The sequence below is a fragment of the Rhodanobacteraceae bacterium genome (assembly GCA_016713135.1).
In the GTDB taxonomy this organism is placed as follows: domain Bacteria; phylum Pseudomonadota; class Gammaproteobacteria; order Xanthomonadales; family SZUA-5; genus JADKFD01.
Map to the genome: position 1 here is coordinate 35,907 of JADJPR010000007.1, position 19,207 is coordinate 55,113.

A 19,207-nucleotide genomic window follows, 5' to 3' on the forward strand; every position below is an offset into this window, starting at 1 on the left:
TCGCACTTTCTTTCCGTTCACGAGGAGTGACGATCATGCAGCGTTCGCGTCTGTGGCTGGCCCTGGCGGCCGCTTCGATGAGTCTTTCGGTGGCCGCGCCGGCGGTGCTTGCGCAGGATGAGGCTGAGCCCGCGGCCGATGAAGCCAAGGTGCTCGATCAGATGACGGTGCTCGGTTCGCGCCGCATCGGCCGCTCCGACATCGAATCGCCGGTGCCGGTCGATGTGATCACGATGCAGGAGATTGCCGAGCGCGGGGCCCAGTTCGATCTGGCGCAGTCGCTCCAGTTCACCGTGCCGTCCTTCTTCTCCACCCGCCAGACCGGCGCCGATGGCGCGGATCTGGTCGACGGCGCCGCGTTGCGTAACCTGGGCTCGGACCAGACCCTGGTGCTGGTCAATGGCAAGCGCCGCCACACCACCTCGCTGGTCAACCTGTTCGGCGCGCGCAATCGCGGCAACACCGGCACCGACCTCAACACCATCCCGACGCTGGCGATCGACCGCGTGGAGGTGCTGCGCGACGGCGCCGCCGCGCAATACGGTTCGGACGCCATCGCCGGCGTCATGAACATCATGATGAAGAAGGACAGGGGTTGCGAGGCAATCGCCGGCTACGGCGAGTATTCCAAGGGCGATGGCGAGAACCAGTTGTACTCCGGCTACTGCGGCGTCGAGGTCGGCGACGGTGGCATCTTCTCGGTGACCGGCGAGTTCCTCGACCGCAACCGCTCGGACCGCTCGGAGCCTCGCGGCAACCCGCGCACCATCGGCGACAGCGCGGTGGAGCAGGGCACGCTGAACATCAACAGCGAAATTCCGTTGACCGACACGGCCGACCTGTACTTCACCGCCGGTATCCAGAACCGCCGTGCCTCCTCCGGCGCCTTCGCGCGCGACGGCGTGGACGATGTGCCTTCGCGCAATTCGCTGGCGATGTATCCGGATGGCTTCGTGCCTTTCATCAATGGGGATCTCGAAGACCGTTTCGCCACCCTCGGTGCGCGCGGCCTGGTGGCCGACTGGAACGCGGATTTCTCTGCCACCTACGGCTACAACGAACTGTTCTACGACATCACCAACACGCTGAACGCCTCGATCGCCAACTTCGAGCTGCTGAACCAGCGCCCGGCGGTCAGCAACACCGCTTTCGACGCCGGCGGCTTCTCCTTCCGCCAGTTCACCACCAACCTGGATTTCTCGCGCTACTTCGACGACCTCTGGGGCGGCACCAACGTCGCCTTCGGCGGCGAGTACCGCGACGAGAACTACCAGATCTTCGCCGGTGAGCCGGGCTCCTACATCGACGCCGACGGCCCCGGCGGCGGCAACGCCGGCAGCCAGGGCTTCCCGGGCTTCCAGCCGGGCGACGAGACCGACGCCAACCGCGACAACTACGCTGCCTATGTGGACGTCGAAGTGACCCCGACCGAGCAGCTCATTGCCGATTTCGCCGTGCGCTTCGAGGACTACAGCGACTTCGGCTCGACCGTAGACGGCAAGATCGCGCTGGCCTACAAGGCCACCGAGGACTTCACCGTGCGCGGCTCGGTGTCCTCGGGCTTCCGCGCGCCCTCGCTGCAGCAGCGTTTCTTCTCGTCCACCTTCACCGACTTCATCAGCGGCGAGCCGGTGGACGTGCTGCTGGCGCCGAATGGCGGCGAGATCGCGCGGGCGGCGGGTATCCCGGACCTCACCGAGGAAGAGTCGATGAGCGGCACGCTGGGCTTCACCTGGCGCGCCAGCGACTCGCTGTCGTTCACCCTCGATGCCTACCAGATCGACATCGACGACCGCATCGTGCTGTCCGGCCGCTTCAACACGGATGACCCGAACATCGGCGACATCCTGGCCGACCTCGGCGTGGGTGAGGCGCAGTTCTTCGTCAACTCGATCGACACCCGCACGCGCGGCATCGACCTGACCGCCGCCTACGACTCGACCCTGTGGGACGGCGAGCTGACCACCTACCTCGGCTTCAACTATGGCGAGACGGATGTCACCTCGATCCACGCACCGCCGGCGCTGGTCGGTCGCGAGGACGTGCTGCTCAGCGAGCGCGAGCGGCTGTTCATCGAGAACGGCGCGCCCGAGAGCAAAGGCGTGCTCGGCTTCGACTGGACCCGCGAGCAGTGGAATGCCAACGTCAAGCTGATCTGGTTCGGCGAACAGACCCTCGGCACCTTCAGCGGCCCGCCGGTGCCGAACCAGCAGTACAACGCGAAGGCCTCGGCCGACGTCAGCCTGACCTACAGCTACTCGGAAGCAACCAAGTTCACCCTGGGCGCGGCGAATGTCTTCGACACCAAGCCGACCCGCCAGAACCCGGACGAGACCGACAACGGCCACGTCTACGAGTCCGTGCAGTTCGGCCTCAACGGCGCCTCCTGGTTCTTCCGCGTGCACAGCCGGTTCTTCTGAGCCGCGCAGCTTCGGTTCGACCCACGAAACCCCGGCCTGGTGCCGGGGTTTCGCGTTCAGGGGAGCGTCGGATTGACTGCACTCGCACTGGATGACTGTCGACGAGACCCAACCCTGACTTTCTGTCCGCAAAGGACGCAAAGGACGCAAAGGACGCAAAGAACAGCGAAGCGCAGGCATGGACGGCGCCGCGCGAGCTGGGGTCCCGTTCCAGATATTTCATCCCCGGCTCTTCTTTGCGTCCTTTGCGTCCTTTGCGGACCAAAGACCGGATCCGCAACTTTCCCCGCAACCCACGGTCCAAGCGGCATCGCCTCCATCGCTGGAAAAGCAGCCATGAACCTGATCCGTGCCTGCCTGACTGCCTGTGCCTTCGCCATCGCGGCGCCGGCCTTCGCCACCCTGCCGGCCGAGGTCGACGGCCAGCCCTTGCCGACACTCGCGCCGATGCTCGAGCGGACCACGCTGGCGGTGGTGAACGTGTCGAGCAAGACCCGCATCCAGGTGCGCAATCCCTTCTTCGACGACCCTTTCTTCCGCCGCTTCTTCGACATGCCGGATGTGCCGCAGGAACGGGTGCAGCAGTCGCTGGGCTCGGGCGTGATCGTGGATGCGGCGCGCGGCCTGGTGCTGACCAACAACCATGTGATCGAGCGCGCCGACGAGGTGACGGTCACGCTGCACGACGGGCGCACGCTGAATGCCGAGGTGATCGGGCGCGATCCGGACACCGATGTCGCGGTGGTACGCATCCCGGCCGAAAACCTCACGGCGTTGGCACTGGCCGACTCCGACCGCCTGCGCGTGGGGGATTTCGTGGTCGCCATCGGCAATCCTTTCGGCCTGGGCCAGGCGGTGACCAGTGGCATCGTCAGCGCGCTCGGTCGCAGCGGCCTGCGCGGCCTGGGCTACCAGAACTTCATCCAGACCGACGCCTCGATCAACCCCGGCAACTCCGGTGGCGCGCTGGTCAACCTGCGCGGCGAGCTGGTCGGCATCAACACCGCGATCTTCAGCCCGTCGGGAGGCAATGTCGGCATCGGTTTCGCGATCCCGTCGAACCTGGCGCGTAACGTGATGAACCAGTTGATGGCTTTCGGCGAGGTCAAGCGTGGCTCGCTCGGGGTGCAGGCGCAGGACCTGGACGCCCGGCTGGCGCGGGCGCTCGGCCTGGATGAAGGCCGTGGCGCGGTGGTGACCCAGGTGGTGCCCGATTCGCCGGCCGACAAGGCAAAGCTGCAAGCTGGCGACGTGATCACCAAGATCGACGGCAAGCCGGTGGCGAGCGCGGATGAGCTGGCCAACATCGAGGGCCTGCTGCCGATCGGCAAGGCGCTGACCGTGGAATTCCTGCGCGAGAACGGCCTGCGTTCGACGGAACTGACGCTGATTGCCTCCAGCGCGCAGCAACTGGCCGGGGAGAAACTCGACCCGCGCCTCGCCGGCGCCCGTTTCGGCGAACTCAGCCAGCGCGAAAAGCAGGCCGGGATCAGCGGCATCAAGGTGCTGTCGGTGACCGATGGCAGCGTCGCCGCGCGCAACGGTCTGGCTGCGGGCGACATCATCTTCGGCGTCAACCGTTATGAGGTCGAGAACCTGGCCGCGCTGACCAAACTGCTCGGCCGGCAGCCGCGCCAGATCCTGTTCTCGCTGTACCGCGGGCGCCGAGCGTACTACCTGCCGATCGAGTAGCGGGTAGCGGGGCACGCGGCAAGGGGCACGGGGCACGGGGAGACCTCGCGCGCGCTGCTTGTCCGCGCTCCGCTCGCGATATGCGTAGGCCGAGGTAGGCGCCGCGGGCGTGTTCCCCGGCACCGCTGCAGCAAGGCGCCGCAGAGCTGCTGCGCAGCACTACGGCCTACGCATCCCCGATTTCGCAGAACCGGCAGTTTGCAGACCCGCTCCGGCATGCGAGCCTTCCCGTGCCCCGTGCCCCGTGCCCCGTGCCCCGTGCCCCGTGCCCCGTGCCCCGTGCCCCGCCGTGCCCCGTGCCCCGCAAGGAATCGATTTGGACCGCTACGCCGTCTTCGGCCACCCCATCGCCCACTCGAAGAGCCCGTGGATCCACGCCCAGTTCGCCGCGCAGTTCGGCTACGAGCAGACTTACGAGGCGATCGACGCGCCGCCCGAGCGCTTCGAGGAGACGCTGTGGGATTTTGGCGAGGCCGGTGGGCTCGGCGCCAACGTCACGCTGCCGCTGAAGGAGCAGGCGGCCACTCTGTGCGATGAGCTGAGCGAGGCGGCGCAGCGCGCGCGGGCGGTGAACACCCTGGTGCGGCTGCCGGACCAGCGCTGGCGCGGCGAGAACACCGACGGCGTGGGCCTGATGGCGGACCTGACACGGCTGCGCGTGCCGCTGGCTGGGCGCCGGATCGTGATCCTCGGCGCCGGCGGCGCCACCCGCGGCATCCTCGGCCCCTTGCTGGCGGCGTTGCCGCGCGAGATCGTGATCGTCAACCGCACGCCGGAGAAGGCGCTGGAACTGGCCTTCGAGTCTGGCGCGCTCGGCATCGTGCAGGCCTGGGCGCTGGACGAACTGGCCAGCCTGGGCGCGGCCGATGTGCTGATCCATGCGACCTCCGCCTTCCGCGGCGATGGCGGCCTGAAACTGCCCGGCTCGCTGGTCGATGCCGACACCATCGCCTATGACCTCGGCTATGGTGCCAGCGCGGCGCCATTCCTGTCTGCCATGCGCGCGGCCGGCGCCAGCGCCCACGATGGCCTCGGCATGCTGGTCGAGCAGGCCGCCGAGTCCTTCCGCCATTGGCGTGGCGTGCGCCCGCAGACTGGCCCGGTGCTGGCGGCGCTGCGCAAGCTGGTCGACGCCTGATGGACTGCCGTTCTGGCTGCGGCGCCTGCTGCATCGCGCCTTCGATCAGCACTCCGATCCCGGGCATGCCGCAGGGCAAGCCGGCCGGCGTGCCCTGCGTGCAACTGGATGAGGCGATGCGCTGCCGCCTGTTCGGCAAGCCCGAGCGTCCCGCCGTGTGCCTGGCGCTGCGACCGGAGCCGCTGATGTGCGGTGCGGACCGCTTCGAAGCCCTTGCCTACCTCGGCGCGCTTGAGACCGCGACGCAACCGGTGTAGGCCGGTGTAGCGCGCAGCGCTTCACCGGCACCCGCGCCCGGCCTACGCGCGTGCGGCTTTCCGCTGCAGCAGCACGAAATACAGCACCGGGATCACCACCAGCGTCAGCACGGTGGAGACGAAGATGCCGAAGATCAGCGAGACCGCGAGGCCGTTGAAGATCGGGTCGTCGAGGATGAACACCCCGCCGGACATCGCCGCCACCGCGGTCAGCGCGATCGGCTTGGCGCGCACCGCCACCGAGTCGATGACCGCTGCGACCAGCGCGCGCCCTTCGGCGAGTTGCTGGTTGATGAAATCGACCAGCAGGATCGAGTTGCGCACGATGATGCCGGCCAGCGCGATCATGCCGATCATGCTGGTGGCGGTGAACTGCGCGCCGAGCAGGGCGTGGCCGGGCATCACGCCGATCACCGTCAGCGGGATCGGGGCCATGATGATCAGCGGCACCACATAACTGCGGAACTGGCCGACCACCAGCAGGTAGATCAGCACCAGGCCCACCGAGTAGGCCAGGCCCATGTCGCGGAAGGTCTCGAAAGTGATCTGCCACTCGCCGTCCCATTTGATCGAGAAGCCGGTGGTGTCCTCCGGCGCGCGGAAGAAGTACTGCTCGACCGGCGTGCCGTCGATGCCTTTCTCGCCGATCGCGCTGACGATGCCGAACATGCCATACAGCGGGCTGTCCAGTTCGCCCGCCTCGTCGGCGAACACCATCGACATGGGCAGCAGATCCTTGTGGTAGACCGAGGCCTGCCAGCGGCTGTCGACCACGCGCACCAGTTCCGAGACCGGCACCAGGGCGCCGCTGTCCGCGCGGACCGGCAGCGCCAGCAACCGGTCCAGTTCCGCTTGATCGCCGGCCGGCAGGCGCAGGCGTACCGGCACCGGGTACTTGGCGGCGCCGTCGCGCAGCCAGGTGGCGTCGGTGCCGCCGAGTGCGGTGCCGAGCGCGGCGACGATCTGCGCCTGCGACACGCCCAGGCGCGCGGCGCGCTGGCGGTCGACCACCACGATCTGGCGCGGTGCATCGGCCTCGACCGTGGTGTCGATGTCGACGATGCCTTCCTGCTGGGCGAACTGCCCGGCGAGCTTGCGCGCCAGTTCGCGGCCGCGCGCGGCGTCCGGGCCGTAGACCTCGGCCACCAGCGGCGACATCACCGGCGGGCCGGGCGGCACCTCGACCACCTTGACCGAGGCGCCGAATTTCGCGCCGATGGCGGCCAGACTCGGGCGTGCGGCGCGCGCGATGTCGTGGCTCTTGCGGCTGCGGTGGTGCTTGTCGACCAGGTTGACCTGCAGGTCGCCGACATGGGCGCCCTCGCGCAGGTAGTACTGGCGCACCAGGCCGTTGAAGTTGACCGGCGCCGAGGTGCCGGCGTAGCCCTGCACGCTGGCGACTTCCGGCAGCTTGCCGACTTCCGCCGCAAGTTCCGCCAGCACCCGGTTGGTGGTTTCCAGCGTGCTGCCCTCGGGCATGTCGAGGACCACCTGGAACTCGCTCTTGTTGTCGAAGGGCAGCATCTTCAGCACCACCAACTGGACCACTGCCAGGCCGGCCGAGCCGACCACCAGCAGGAGCATCGCGGCGAACAGCACGAGGCGCCTGCGCGCCGCCTGCGCGCCTTCGAGGAAGGGACGCATGATGCGGTCGAACAAGCGTTGCAGGCGGCTCGGCACCGCGGCGCCGGGGTCGCCATGCGCGGCATCGGCGGCCTGATGCCGGATCAGCTTCAGCGACAGCCACGGGGTCACGACCAGCGCGACCGCCAGCGACAGCAGCATGCCCACACTCGCGTTGATCGGGATCGGGCGCATGTACGGGCCCATCAGGCCGCTGACGAAGGCCATCGGCAGCAGCGCGGCGATCACGGTGAAGGTGGCAAGGATGGTCGGCCCGCCGACCTCATCCACCGCCGGTGGAATCGCCTCGACCAGCGATTTGCCGCCCAGCGCCATGTGGCGGTGGATGTTCTCGACCACCACGATCGCATCGTCGACCAGGATGCCGATCGAGAAGATCAGCGCGAACAGGCTGACGCGGTTGATCGTGAAACCCATGAAGTAGCTGGCGGCCAGCGTCAGCGCCAGGGTCAGCACCACCGCGGTGCCGACCACGATGGCCTCGCGCCGGCCGAGTGCGAACAGCACCAGCAGCACCACCGACAGGGTCGCGAACACCAGCTTCTGGATCAGCTTCTGCGCCTTGTCGGTGGCGGTCTGGCCGTAGTCCCGGGTGATCTCGACCTGGATGCCGTCCGGGATCACGGTGCCGCGCATCGACTCGATGCGGCGCGCGATGGATCCGGTGATGTCGGCGGCATTGCGTCCAGGTTGCTTGGCGATGGCGATCGTCACCGCCGGCGCGCTCGCACCGCCCCGGGGCTGGTGCCAGACATAGCGCGTGGGCAGGTCGCCGCCCTGGCGGATCGAGGCCACATCCGCGAGGTACACCGGCTGGCCGTTCTTGAGCCCGATGACCAGTTCGCTCACCTCGGTCGCATCGCCGAGCCAGGTTCCCACGGTCAGCGGCACCGCACGGTCCTCGCCAATGCGTGCGCCCACATCGGCGGCCTGGTTGGCGGCGCCGAGTGCCCCGGCGAGTTCCGCCGCGGTCAGGCCGAAACCCGCCAGGCGGGCCGGGTCCAGTTCCACCAGCACCACGCGCTCCGGTGCGCCGAGGGTGTAGACATCGCGGGTTCCCGGCACGCGCTTGAGTTCGGTTTCCAGCGTGTGCGCCACTTCCGCAAGCTCGGTGGCGCCGCGGGCTGGGTCGTCGCTCCACAGCGTCAGGCTCATCACCGGGACATCGTCGATGCCCATCGGCTTGATCAACGGCTGGCCCACGCCCAGACCCTGCGGCAGCCAGTCCTGGTTGGAATAGACCTGGTTGTACAGGCGCACGATCGCGTCGCGGCGCGGCTCGCCGACGACGAACTCGACCGTCAGCATCGCCATGCCGGCGCGGCTCATCGAATAGACGTGCTTGACGCTCTCGATTTCGGTGAGCTTCTGCTCCAGCGGGAAGGTCACCAGGTTCTCGACGTCCGCCACCTCGGCGCCGACGAAGGGCACGAAGACATTGGCGAAGGTGACCTCGATCTGCGGCTCTTCCTCGCGCGGCGTGATCAGCGTGGCGGCAATCCCGAGCAGCAGACCCGCCAGCGCCAGCACCGGCGTCAGCGGGTTCTGCTGGAAGGCGCGCGCGACGCGGCCGGAGAAGCCGAGTGAATCACTCATGGCCGGCCCCGCGGCTGGCCACCAAGGCTGCGGAGGCAGCAAGCGGGTCGGTCACCACCTGCTCGCCGGCGGCCAGGCCAGACAGCACCTCGACGCGATCGCCGAAGTGGTGCCCCAGGCGCACCTGGCGCAGTGCGAGGCGCCCGTCGGACAGCACATACACGGCGGTCAGCTCGCTGCGGCGCACCACCGCGGAGGCCGGCAGCAGCAGGCGCTCGCGCTCGCCGACGACAAAGGCCACCTTGACCGTCATCCCGGGATGCAGCCCGGTTTGTTCCTTGGGCAGTTCTACCCGCACCTTGAAGCTGTGGGTGACCGGATCGGCGTAGGGGAACACGATCACTTCGCTCGCGGCGACCCTGCGCGCGGCATCACCGTCCAGCAGCACTGCGGCCTGCTTGTGCGCCCGGATCGCGCTCACATCGCTCTGCGGTACGTCCACGGCCAGCCGCAGCTGGTCCAGCGAGAGCCCGGAGATCAGCGGCTGGCCGGGGCGCACCGATTCGCCCACCTGCACATGGCGCTGGGTGACGATGCCGGTGTACGGCGAGCGGATCACGGTGTAATCGACCTGCTCGCCGGCACTGCGCACGACCGCCTGTGCGGCCTCGAGCGCGGCCCGCGCCGAATCGCGGCGCGCGGTGGCCTGGTCCAGTTGCGCCTTGGCCACCAGCTTGCGCTGGTAGATGTCGGCAATGCGCGTGTACTCGGCTTCGGCCTCGCGCGCGGCGGCCTGCGCCGCGCGCAACTGCGCCTGCGCCTGGCGGCTCGCGGCCTGCTGCTCCACATCGGTGAAGCGCACCACCACGGCGCCGGCCTCGACGTAGTCGTCCACATCGAAGGGCAGCTCGACCACGCGGCCCGCGGTCTGCGCCGACAGCGTGGCCTGGTTGACCGCTTCGACCACCCCATCCCACACGCGCTCGCGCGGCGCCTGCTCGGGCTGCACGGTCAGTTTCGGCAGTTCGGGGAGTGGCGGCGCGGCCGCTGACGGGGGCGCGGTGCCGCCGCAGGCAGCGAGTCCGGCAAGCGCGAACGGGAGCAGGATGAGACGGAGCTTCATGTCAGCGGAAGGCCTGTCCGGAAGGAATGCCCACCTTCTTCAGGATCAGGGCCAGCGGGCAGAACCCGGTGAAGGCGGACTGCAACAGGTTGAGCCCGACGAAGGCCGTGAGCAACAGCCACCAGGGCGACACGAGGTGTGCCAGCAACACGCTGAGCAGGATCATCGAGCCAGCGAAGGCGAAGACGAAACGGTCAATGTTCATGGCAGTCTCCTTGGGTTAGGTGAGACTAATATAGTGGAAGCTAATATAAATGACAAGTGCGCACTTGGGGTTTGCGACCGACGAGGTTCCCGCGACGAGTCCACCCATCCCGCTCGCGACCAAGGCGCGTGTTCTTTGACGCAAAGGACGCAAAGGACGCAAAAAAGCGAGGGACGCAAGGAGCGCCCGTCTGGCAGGCTCTACTTTGCGTCCTTCGCTTTTCCCCTTTGCGTCCTTTGCGTCAAACGCTCTTGGTTACAACCAGAGCGCCGCCCAGCTCACTTCAGCTTGTCGATGCCCAGCGCCTTGAGCACGTACTTCTCGTAGATCGGCTCGGTGTTGCCGCTCTTCATCTTCGACAGGAAGTACTTCTCGAAGGCGATCTTGGCCAGGTGCACCCACTTGCCCACCTTGGCCCAGGTGACATTGCGCGGCGGGATCTGCGGGATCGCGACGAAGGCCGCGCCGGTGTCGCCCATGTCGGCCAGGCAGATTGCGTTCCAGGTCGCCTTGGCCTGCGGCTCGCGGCCCTCGATGGCGGCCTTGATGTTGTGCACGATGGCGGTGACCATCGACTCGATCATGAAGCCGGTCTTCGGCGTGCCCACCGGCACCGGGGTCTTCTCGACCGGCGGGATGGCGACGCAGACGCCCGCGGAATAGATGTACGGGTACTTCGGATTGCGCTGGTAATCGTCGATCAGGGTGAAGCCGCGCGGATTGCACAGGCCTTCGACGCCCGCCACCGCGGCCACGCCGGTGAATGCCGGCATCAGCATCGCGAACTTGAACGGTACCTCGTGCTCGCGCACCGCCTCGCCGTGGTCGTTGTGCTCGATGGCGACCAGTTTGTCCGGCGCGAACTCGCGCACCTTGCAGTTGGTCAGCCACTTGATGTGGCGCTGGCGGAACTCGGCCTCGAGCAGGCCCTTGGAGTCGCCCACGCCACCCAGGCCCATGTGGCCCACGTACGGCTCGCTGGTGACGTAGGTGATCGGCACCTTGCTGCGCAGCTTGCGCTTGCGCAAATCGGCATCCAGGATCATCGCGAATTCGTAGGCCGGGCCGAAGCAACTCGCGCCGGCCACCGCGCCGATCACCACCGGACCCGGGTTCTTCAGGAACTCCTGGTAGTTCGCCCATGCGGTGTCCGCGTGGTCGGTCGTGCAGATGGACTGGGTATGGCCGTTGACCGGGCCGAAGCCGGGAATCTCTTCGAAGGCCAGCCGCGGGCCGGTGCAAATCACCAGGTAGTCGAACTCCAAGGCCCGTCCGCTGACGGTCGTCAGCCGTTTGCCGGCGGCGTCGATGTTTGCCGCGGCCTCGGGGATGAAGTCGATCTGTTTCTTCGCCAGGTACGGCCCCACCTCCACCTGGATCTCGGCCGGCTTGCGCCAGCCCACCGCCAGCCACGGATTGGAGGGGTTGAACGAGAACCGCGGGCCGTCGCCGACGACCGTGATCCGGTGACCGTTGCCGAGTACCCCGCGCAACTCATAGGCTGCGCTCATGCCGCCGATGCCGGCGCCCACCACCACGATATGTGCCATTGCCGCTCCCTCCCAGGTCGATGTGCGAGACCCCGGAAACGCCCGCAGGTCTCTCGCGCAACCATATCATCACATGCTAAATTAGCAACTAGACATTTTGTTGAGGGAGGGCGGCGATGAGCCTGGACGCGCTCGACATGGAACAGATGCGCACCAATGCCGGTGCCGCTGCGCGCCTGCTGAAGGCGATGGCCAACGAGCACCGTCTCCTCGTGCTCTGCCATCTGCTCGAGGGCGAACGCTCCGTGGGCCAGCTGAATGCCGAACTGGACCTCAGCCAGTCGGCGCTGTCGCAGCACCTCGCCGTCTTGCGCGAGGACGAACTGGTCGCCACCCGGCGCGAGTCGCAGACCATCTACTACCGCGTCGCCAGCGAGGCGGTCGCCAGCGTGCTGTCGGCGCTGCACGGGATCTATTGCCGGCCGCGCGGCCAACCGGTCACCCAGGCGGCGCCGGAACCGGGCTGAAGCGGCCTCCCAGGACGTGACACGTCCTGAACAACTTGCACGACCGGTCAAGGTAGCATCCGCCGCGTTCCTGACTTGATCGAGTGGACGATGCTCCGACGCGCCTGCCTCGCGGCCCTGACCCTGTGCCAGCTCATCGGCGCGGCTGACGCCGCCACAGAGAAGCACCCGGGGATGGACGCGGTGATCGCCGAAGTGGCGGCGGGCGATGAGGCGCGGGCCGCGCAGGCGCGCGCGCTGTTGCAGGGCGCCACCTACCAGCAGGCAATCATCGACGCGATCAGCCGCCCGGCCGAGGGCGTCAAGCCCTGGCATGCCTACCGGCCGATCTTCATGACCGAGGAGCGCATTGCCGGCGGCGCGGCTTACTTCGAGGCCAACCGCGAGCTGCTGGCGAAAGCCCAGGCGGCCTACGGCGTGCCAGCCGAGTATGTGGTCGCGATCATCGGCGTGGAGACCTTCTACGGCCGCATCACGGGCAAGTGGAAAGTGATCGACGCGCTGACCACGCTCGGCCTGTACTACCCGCCGCGCGCGCCCTTCTTCCGCGGCGAGCTGGTGCGCTTCCTGAACCTGCCGAAGGAGCGCCATATCGAGCTGGACCTGGCCAATGTGCAGGGTTCCTATGCCGGTGCGATGGGCCTGGGCCAGTTCATGCCGACCAGTTTCGTCAAGTGGGCGGTGGACGGCAACGCCGACGGCAAGATCGACCTGTGGACCACGCCGGACGACATTTTCTCCAGCATCGCCAACTATCTGCGCGACCACGGCTGGGTGCCCGGCGGCCCGGTGACCGCGGCGATGGTCCCCGGCCCCGGCGCGCGCCGCCTGCGCGACACCGGCCTCGACCCGATCTTCCCGCTGAGCCAGCTGGTCGAGTGGGGCTACCAGCCGCCCGACGGCAGCGCGATTGCCCCCAACGAGGCCTGCAACCTGCTGATGCTGGAGGTCGCCGACGCCGACTTCGGCTATTTCGCGATCTTCCGCAATTTCCGCGTGATCACCACCTACAACCGCTCGCCGATGTACGCGATGGCGGTGCACGAGCTGGCCCAGGCGATCCGCGAACGCACCGGCGGGATTGCGCCGTGATTGGCTTCCGGTCAGTGGGGCCTGAACGCCGGGGGCAGTTTTTTTTGTCCGCAAAGGACGCAAAGGACGCAAAGAAGAGCACGGGCATTCAGCGAGTCGTCGACGCCCTGGAAGCGCGCCGCTGTTCCAACGATGTGAAAGCATCCGCCCAGAACATTCGCTTTTCTTTGCGTCCTTTGCGTCCTTCGCGGCCAAGAGCCTTCGCGGCTGGCAATCCTGGTCATGGTGGCAGTCCTGCTCGCCGCCTGCGCCTCGCGCGGGCCGGAGCGCGGGCCGCGCGAATCCTCCGCGCCGCATCGCTACGAGCCGCTGGACGGCCCGCCGAACGTGCCCTTCGACGTGGATGCGATTCCCGAGCCGGTGCCGAAGGACGAGCCGCTGGCGCGTTACGGCAACCATTCGCCCTACGTGGTGATGGGCAAGCGCTACAAGGTCTTGCCACGCAGCGCCGGCTATGTGGAGCGCGGCACCGCCTCCTGGTACGGCACCAAGTTCCACGGGCGCCTGACCAGCACGCGTGAGCCCTACGACATGTACCAGTTCACCGCCGCGCACAAGACCCTGCCGCTGCCGAGCTACGCGCGGGTCACCCGGCTGGACAATGGCAAGAGCGTGGTGGTGCGCATCAATGACCGCGGGCCCTTCGTCGGCAACCGGCTGATCGATCTGTCCTACGCCGCAGCGGTCAAGCTCGGGGTGCACACCAGCGGCACCGCGCCGGTCGAGGTCCGCGTGCTGCACGCTGGGGATGATGTCAACGCTGACCGCCCGGTGCCGCCGGTGGTCGCCACGCACGGGCGCATCCTGGTCCAGATCGCGGCCTTCGGCACCCGTGCAAACGCTATTGCCTACCGCAAGCGGCTGATACAGGCTGGGTTCGACGGAGTGCGCGTCTACACCGCGAGTACCGAGTCCGGCCGTGTCTGGCGCGTGCGGATCGGCCCGTTGCCGGATATCCAGGCGGCGGACGCGGTACGCGAGCGACTGCGCCGCAGCGGTTTTGGCGAGCCGAGGGTGATTCACCAGCCGTGAGCGGATCCTGGATCCGCCACTTTCCGGACCGCATTGGTTAACGCACGGCGTGCGACGATCGGTTAGCGTCGCCGCCCATCCGCGCCTGCCCCGGGCGCTGCGTCCCCATTCTCCCTCCCTGCCCGCGGGCGCCAGCGCTCCGGGCCGCCATCCGACAAGCCGATGAAGAATCTGTTTCCTGCCCTTGCCTTGCTGTTCTCCGCCGCGCTCGCCGCGCAGGCGCCAGCGCCCGCGCTGCCGCAGCCGGCATTGCCGACTCCCAAGCCGATGGCCGTGGCGATCCCGGATCCGCCCTCGCTGCCGGTCAAGTCGGCGATCCTGATGGAATATGCCACCGGCCAGGTGATCGTGGACCAGGCCGCCGATGAGCGCGTCGAGCCGGCCAGCATCACCAAGGTCATGGCCGCCTATGTGCTGTTCCACGAGCTGCGCGCCGGACGCCTGAAGCTGGACGACAAGGTGCGCGTCAGCGAGAACGCGTGGAAGCGCGGTCTCGGCGGCTCGCGCATGTTCATCAATGCCAACAGCGAAGTGCCGGCCAAGGACCTGCTGCTCGGCATGATCGTGCAGTCCGGCAACGACGCCACCATCGCGCTGGCCGAGCACCTGGCCGGCAGCGAAGAGGCCTTCGTGCAGCAGATGAATGCGCATGCGCAGCGCATCGGCATGACGTACTCGCATTTCACCAACGCGCCAGGCCTGCCGGATCCGGCGCACTACTCCACCGCGCGCGATATCGCGATCCTGTCGCGCACGATGATCGCCGAGTTCCCGGAGTACTACGCCTGGTACGCCACGCCCGAATTCACCTTCAACGGCATCCGCCAGTACAACCGCAATGCGCTGCTGCGCCGCGACGAGAGCGTCGACGGGATCAAGACCGGGCATACCGAATCGGCCGGCTACTGCCTGGCCAGCTCCGCCATCCGCGGCGAGATGCGCCTGATCGCGGTGGTCATGGGCAGCAAGAGCGAGGAGACCCGCGCGCAGGAAAGTCAGTCGCTGCTGAACTACGGCTTCCGCTTCTACGAGACGCACAAGCTCTACACCAAGGGCCAGGTGCTGGCCGAACCCAAGGTGTGGAAAGGCGAGGTCGAAAGCGTGCAACTGGGCGTGGCCGACGACGTGCTGGTGGTGATCCCGCGCGGCAAGTACGAGCAGCTCAAGGCGCGCATGGATCTGCCCTCGCTGCTGATCGCGCCGGTCGAGGCCGGGCAGAAGGTCGGCAATGTCAGCGTCAGCCTGGATGGCAAACCGCTGGTCGACCGCCCGCTGGTGGCGATCGCGGCAGCGCCGGAAGGCGGGTTGTGGCGGCGCACGGTCGACGGCTTCTGGCTGTGGTTCGAGGATGACGAAGAGGCCGCCGAATGAGCGCGCAGCAGGGCGAAGAAGAACCGCGAGGTCTCAAGTTCCCGGCAGCGCATGTGCTGATCGCGATGGGACCGCCGCACGCGGCCTTCCGCGAATCACTCCTCGCGGCGCTCGCCGACGCCGGGGCCCGCCGCACCGACACGCCGGTGGCGCAACGTTTCAGCCGCACCGGGCGTTACCAGTCGCTGCACATCGAGGTGCATGTCGCGACCCGCGAGGAACTGGAAGCCTTGTACCTCGTGATCAAGTCGCACCCGGACGTGGTCTACCGGCTCTGATCCATGGCCGCCGATGACCTGCTGCTGGTCTGGTGCAGCTGTCCGGTCGAAGCCGCCGAGGCGCTCGCGGCCGCGCTGGTCGGCGAGCGCCTGGCCGCCTGCGTGAATCGCATCGGCCCGGTGCAATCGACCTACCGCTGGCAGGGCGCGATCGAGTCCGCCAGCGAAACCCTGCTCGCAATCAAGACCACCGCGGCGCGCTTCGAAGCGCTCCAGGCGCGGCTGCGCGAACTGCACCCCTATGAGGTGCCCGAGATCATCGCCACCCCGGTGAGCGGCGGGTTGCCGGAGTACTTGGCGTGGGTGCGGGAGAGTGTGGGCTAGCACCTTGCGAGGGCACGAGGGCGTTTGGAGGGCACGAGGGCACGAGGGCACGCCAAGACCTCATCCCAGATCCAGCCGACTCTCACTGCGAGTAGTTGGAAGGCCAGTACCATCGGTTACTTGCAATGGTCCCGAAGATCGCGAGCCTTCTCGTGCCCTCGTGCCCTCGTGCCCTCGTGCCCTCGTGCCCTCGTGCCCTCGTGCCCTCGTGCCCTCGTGCGCGTGAAACTTTTCCCCCCTTGCGCCGGTCCGAGACCGACTGACCTCCAGCCCTGCCGCCCATGACCGTCCAGCCGCCTCCCGCTTCTGCCCATCGCCGAACCGCCCGCTGGCTGCTGGCGCTGGCCAGCCTGCTGTTGCCGGCGCTGGCCTGCGCGGTCGACGAATCGGACCTGCTGCCGGTGGAGCGCGCCTTTGCGCTGACCGCCGACGCGCCGACGCGCGATGCGGCGGAACTGCGCTTCGCGATCGCCGAGGGCTACTACCTGTACCGCCATCGCTTCGCGGTCGCGGTGGTCGGCGGCGAGCCGAAGCTGGCGCCGCTGGTGATTCCCGATGGCACGAAGAAGCACGACGAGTTCTTCGGTGATGTCGAGACCTATCGCCAGTCGCTGGTGCTGACCCAGCCGCTGCCCGAGCTTCCGGCCAGCCAGGAGTCGATCCGGCTGGAGGTGCGCTACCAGGGCTGCGCCGATATCGGCATCTGCTACCCGCCGCAGAAGACCCAGGTCGAGGTGCGCCTGCCGCCGGGCGGCAACAGTGGGGCGGTGGAGCCGACCGGCTGGCCGCAGACCGCGCCGGTCGGCGGGCTGAACCTCGGGCTGCCGGGGCAGCCGGCGGTGGGTGCGGTGCAGGACGCACTGCCGGAGGACGAGGCCTTCCGCTTCGAGGCGATCGCATCAAGGCCCGATACCATCCTGGCGCGCTTCACCATCGCGCCGGGTTACTACCTCTACCGCGACAAGACCGAGATCAGCGCCGCGGCCCCGGCGTGCGCCTGCTGACCCCGCAGTGGCCGCCGGCGAAGCCGCACGAGGACGCGCACTTCGGCCAGGTGCAGGTCTATTTCGAGTCCTTCGAGCTGCCGCTGCCGGTGGTGCGCGACTCCGAGGCCGCGCAGACCATCGAGATCCATGCCGAGTACCAGGGCTGCAAGGACCAGGGCATCTGCTACCCGGTGATGCGGCGCACGCTGTCGCTGGAACTGCCGGCCGGGAAGGGCGCTGACGACGAGGGCATGAGGGCAGGAGGGCACGAGGGCGCGGACGGCGGATCTGGCGCGGCAAGCGCCGCGGCGGACCCGCCGATGGGTGTGCTGACCGCACTCCTGTTTGCGCTTCTCGGCGGCCTGGTGCTGAACCTGATGCCCTGCGTGCTGCCGATCCTGTCGCTCAAGGCGCTGGGGCTGGCCAATGGCGCGCACGGTTCGGGTTATGCGCGCCGCCACGCCATCTGGTACACCATCGGCGTGCTGGTGTCCTTCGCCGCGCTCGGCCTGGCCATCCTCGGCCTGCGCAGCGGCGGCGCCGCGCTCGGCTGGGGCTTCCAACTGCAGCAGCCGGTGTTTGTCGGCCTGCTGGTCTACGTGATGCTGGCGATCGGCCTGTCGATGTCCGGCGTGATCGCCTTCGGTGCCTCGCTCGGTGGCCTCGGCCAGAACCTGACCGAGGACGAGGGTGCCAAGGGCGCGTTCTTCACCGGCGTGCTCGCCTGCGTGGTGGCGAGCCCGTGCACCGCGCCGTTCATGGGCGGCGCGTTGGCTTACGCGATGGCGCAGCCGGCCTGGCTGGCGCTGGCGATCTTCCTCGCGCTTGGCCTGGGCCTGGCGCTGCCCTTCCTGCTGATCGGCTTCATCCCGGCGTTGGCCGACAAACTGCCGCGCCCCGGCGCGTGGATGGAAACCTTGAAGCAGGCGCTGGCCTTCCCGATGTACCTGACCGGCGTCTGGCTGTTGTGGGTGCTGGGCCACCAGGTGGGCATGGACGGCGCCGGGGCGGTGCTGGCCGGCGGCGTGGCGCTGGCGATGGCGCTGTGGTGGTTCGAGCGCCACCGCGAGCACACCTGGGTGCGCCGTTGGGGCCTGGTGCTGTTGCTGCTCGGGATTGCGGCGTTCCCGCTGCGCTTCGTCGCCAGCCTGGATGCCTCGGCGATCAGCAGCCGCGGCGCGGCGCAGGACGTGTCGGAGGTCTACAGCGAGCAGCGCCTGGCCGCGCTGCAGGCCGAGGGTCGCCCGGTGTTCGTCAACATGACCGCCGACTGGTGCGCCACCTGCAAGGTCAACGAGCGTCTGGTGCTGTCGACCGACGCCTTCCGTGCCGCGCTGGCTGAATCCGGCTCCGCCTACCTCAAGGGCGACTGGACCAACGAGGATCCGGCGATCACCGCCTTCCTGCAGCGCTTCAAGGCGGTCGGTGTGCCGCTGTACGTGGTGTTTCCGAAGAACGGCGGCGCCCCGCGCGTATTGCCGGCGCTGCTGACCCAGGGCACGGTAGCCGAGGCGCTCGCCCAGGCGGGCCAGCCGTGAGCCTGCGCGCGCAGGCCGCCATCGTGGTTGCCGCGCTGGCTGCGGGCGCTGGCGGGCTGTGGGCCGGGCATGCCTGGTTCGGCCTGAATCCGCCGCCGGGGGCGCTGTCGATCGGCGCGCCGGCGATCGAGTTCGAGTTGCCGGCGCTCGATGGCAGCCGCGTGGCGCGCAAGGCCTTCGACGGCCGGGTCCAGGTGATCAACTTCTGGGCGCCCTGGTGCGCGCCCTGCCGCCGCGAGATCCCGGTGCTGCAAGCCCTGCGCCAGGAGTTCGGCGCGCATCGGGTCGAGGTCCTGGGCATCGCGCTGGATGAGCCCGAGGCGGTGCGCAATTACGTCGGCGAGATGGGCATCGACTACCCGATCCTGCTTGCATCGATGAGCGACTTCGCGCTGATGCGCGCCTACGGCAACGACCGCGACGCGCTGCCGTTCACCGTGATCGTCGATGCGCAGGGCCGCTTGCACGGGCGCAAGCTCGGGGAGTACCACGAGGCGGACCTTCGCGCCGATCTGCGCGCAGTCCTGGACTGAGCCGAGGCCCTTCCCTCAGGC

Annotated in this window: 15 protein-coding genes and 1 pseudogene; 12 read left to right on the plus strand and 4 right to left on the minus strand. The window is 68.3% G+C overall.

The window, feature by feature from the left end; all coding sequences use genetic code 11:
• The first annotated feature begins 35 nt into the window (after positions 1-35).
• From IPK27_08480 to IPK27_08495, 4 genes are all read left to right on the plus strand, one after another.
• Positions 36-2,420 (plus strand): TonB-dependent receptor, encoded by a 2,385-nt coding sequence (locus tag IPK27_08480; protein MBK8067656.1) that lies wholly within the window; start codon positions 36-38, stop codon positions 2,418-2,420.
• A 336-nt stretch (positions 2,421-2,756) separates the two neighbouring features.
• Entirely contained in the window at positions 2,757-4,112 is a 1,356-nt protein-coding gene (locus tag IPK27_08485) for a DegQ family serine endoprotease (protein MBK8067657.1), read from the plus strand.
• Between the two features lie 310 nt (positions 4,113-4,422).
• On the plus strand, positions 4,423-5,250 hold the full coding sequence (gene aroE / locus IPK27_08490; protein MBK8067658.1) for a shikimate dehydrogenase: 828 nt from the start codon (positions 4,423-4,425) through the stop codon (positions 5,248-5,250).
• The gene (locus IPK27_08495; GenBank protein MBK8067659.1) at positions 5,250-5,507 is read left to right on the plus strand and encodes a YkgJ family cysteine cluster protein; all 258 of its coding nucleotides are present in this window, start codon (positions 5,250-5,252) and stop codon (positions 5,505-5,507) included. The genes aroE and IPK27_08495 overlap by 1 nt, the downstream gene beginning before the upstream one ends.
• A 42-nt stretch (positions 5,508-5,549) precedes the next feature.
• On the opposite strand, the gene IPK27_08500 is transcribed toward IPK27_08495, so the two are convergent.
• From IPK27_08500 to IPK27_08515, 4 genes are all read right to left on the minus strand, one after another.
• Positions 5,550-8,747 carry an efflux RND transporter permease subunit gene (locus tag IPK27_08500; GenBank protein MBK8067660.1) on the minus strand — a complete coding sequence of 1,066 codons (3,198 nt, stop codon included), beginning with the start codon at positions 8,745-8,747 and terminating at the stop codon, positions 5,550-5,552.
• Positions 8,740-9,810 (minus strand): efflux RND transporter periplasmic adaptor subunit, encoded by a 1,071-nt coding sequence (locus IPK27_08505; protein MBK8067661.1) that lies wholly within the window; start codon positions 9,808-9,810, stop codon positions 8,740-8,742. The genes IPK27_08500 and IPK27_08505 overlap by 8 nt, the downstream gene beginning before the upstream one ends.
• Position 9,811: 1 nt before the next feature.
• A complete protein-coding gene (locus IPK27_08510) occupies positions 9,812-10,015 on the minus strand; it encodes a DUF2892 domain-containing protein (GenBank protein ID MBK8067662.1) in 204 nt (67 codons plus the stop codon).
• 278 nt (positions 10,016-10,293) lie between these two features.
• Positions 10,294-11,565 carry an NAD(P)/FAD-dependent oxidoreductase gene (locus tag IPK27_08515; protein ID MBK8067663.1) on the minus strand — a complete coding sequence of 424 codons (1,272 nt, stop codon included), beginning with the start codon at positions 11,563-11,565 and terminating at the stop codon, positions 10,294-10,296.
• 116 nt (positions 11,566-11,681) lie between these two features.
• On the opposite strand from IPK27_08515, the gene IPK27_08520 reads away from it, so the two are divergent.
• The 8 genes and pseudogenes from IPK27_08520 (at position 11,682) to IPK27_08555 (ending at position 19,186) form a co-directional block, all read left to right on the plus strand.
• On the plus strand, positions 11,682-12,032 hold the full coding sequence (locus tag IPK27_08520) for a helix-turn-helix transcriptional regulator (protein ID MBK8067664.1): 351 nt from the start codon (positions 11,682-11,684) through the stop codon (positions 12,030-12,032).
• Between the two features lie 90 nt (positions 12,033-12,122).
• A complete protein-coding gene (gene mltB, locus IPK27_08525) occupies positions 12,123-13,124 on the plus strand; it encodes a lytic murein transglycosylase B (GenBank protein MBK8067665.1) in 1,002 nt (333 codons plus the stop codon).
• Positions 13,125-13,346: 222 nt separating this feature from the next.
• The gene (locus IPK27_08530) at positions 13,347-14,156 is read left to right on the plus strand and encodes a septal ring lytic transglycosylase RlpA family protein (protein MBK8067666.1); all 810 of its coding nucleotides are present in this window, start codon (positions 13,347-13,349) and stop codon (positions 14,154-14,156) included.
• Positions 14,157-14,318: 162 nt separating this feature from the next.
• Positions 14,319-15,527 carry a D-alanyl-D-alanine carboxypeptidase gene (locus tag IPK27_08535; protein ID MBK8067667.1) on the plus strand — a complete coding sequence of 403 codons (1,209 nt, stop codon included), beginning with the start codon at positions 14,319-14,321 and terminating at the stop codon, positions 15,525-15,527.
• On the plus strand, positions 15,524-15,805 hold the full coding sequence (locus IPK27_08540) for a DUF493 domain-containing protein (GenBank protein MBK8067668.1): 282 nt from the start codon (positions 15,524-15,526) through the stop codon (positions 15,803-15,805). Before IPK27_08535 ends, IPK27_08540 begins: the two co-directional genes overlap by 4 nt.
• A gap of 3 nt (positions 15,806-15,808) precedes the next feature.
• On the plus strand, positions 15,809-16,129 hold the full coding sequence (locus IPK27_08545) for a divalent-cation tolerance protein CutA (GenBank protein MBK8067669.1): 321 nt from the start codon (positions 15,809-15,811) through the stop codon (positions 16,127-16,129).
• Between the two features lie 281 nt (positions 16,130-16,410).
• A pseudogene (locus IPK27_08550) lies at positions 16,411-18,653 on the plus strand (protein-disulfide reductase DsbD).
• Positions 18,650-19,186, plus strand: coding sequence for a TlpA family protein disulfide reductase (locus tag IPK27_08555; GenBank protein MBK8067670.1), 537 nt, complete (start codon positions 18,650-18,652; stop codon positions 19,184-19,186). The pseudogene IPK27_08550 and the gene IPK27_08555 overlap by 4 nt, the downstream one beginning before the upstream one ends.
• Positions 19,187-19,207: the final 21 nt, after the last annotated feature.

Excerpts from the sequence above, each read along its gene's own strand:
- IPK27_08505 (MBK8067661.1), bottom strand. The coding sequence starts at position 9,810 with ATGAAGCTCCGTCTCATCCTGCTCCCGTTCGCGCTTGCCGGACTCGCT.
- IPK27_08500 (MBK8067660.1), bottom strand. The coding sequence starts at position 8,747 with ATGAGTGATTCACTCGGCTTCTCCGGCCGCGTCGCGCGCGCCTTCCAG.
- IPK27_08540 (MBK8067668.1), top strand. The coding sequence starts at position 15,524 with ATGAGCGCGCAGCAGGGCGAAGAAGAACCGCGAGGTCTCAAGTTCCCG.
- IPK27_08530 (MBK8067666.1), top strand. The coding sequence starts at position 13,347 with ATGGTGGCAGTCCTGCTCGCCGCCTGCGCCTCGCGCGGGCCGGAGCGC.
- IPK27_08515 (MBK8067663.1), bottom strand. The coding sequence starts at position 11,565 with ATGGCACATATCGTGGTGGTGGGCGCCGGCATCGGCGGCATGAGCGCA.
- IPK27_08520 (MBK8067664.1), top strand. The coding sequence starts at position 11,682 with ATGAGCCTGGACGCGCTCGACATGGAACAGATGCGCACCAATGCCGGT.
- IPK27_08485 (MBK8067657.1), top strand. The coding sequence starts at position 2,757 with ATGAACCTGATCCGTGCCTGCCTGACTGCCTGTGCCTTCGCCATCGCG.
- IPK27_08495 (MBK8067659.1), top strand. The coding sequence starts at position 5,250 with ATGGACTGCCGTTCTGGCTGCGGCGCCTGCTGCATCGCGCCTTCGATC.
- IPK27_08480 (MBK8067656.1), top strand. The coding sequence starts at position 36 with ATGCAGCGTTCGCGTCTGTGGCTGGCCCTGGCGGCCGCTTCGATGAGT.
- IPK27_08535 (MBK8067667.1), top strand. The coding sequence starts at position 14,319 with ATGAAGAATCTGTTTCCTGCCCTTGCCTTGCTGTTCTCCGCCGCGCTC.
- mltB (MBK8067665.1), top strand. The coding sequence starts at position 12,123 with ATGCTCCGACGCGCCTGCCTCGCGGCCCTGACCCTGTGCCAGCTCATC.
- IPK27_08545 (MBK8067669.1), top strand. The coding sequence starts at position 15,809 with ATGGCCGCCGATGACCTGCTGCTGGTCTGGTGCAGCTGTCCGGTCGAA.
- IPK27_08510 (MBK8067662.1), bottom strand. The coding sequence starts at position 10,015 with ATGAACATTGACCGTTTCGTCTTCGCCTTCGCTGGCTCGATGATCCTG.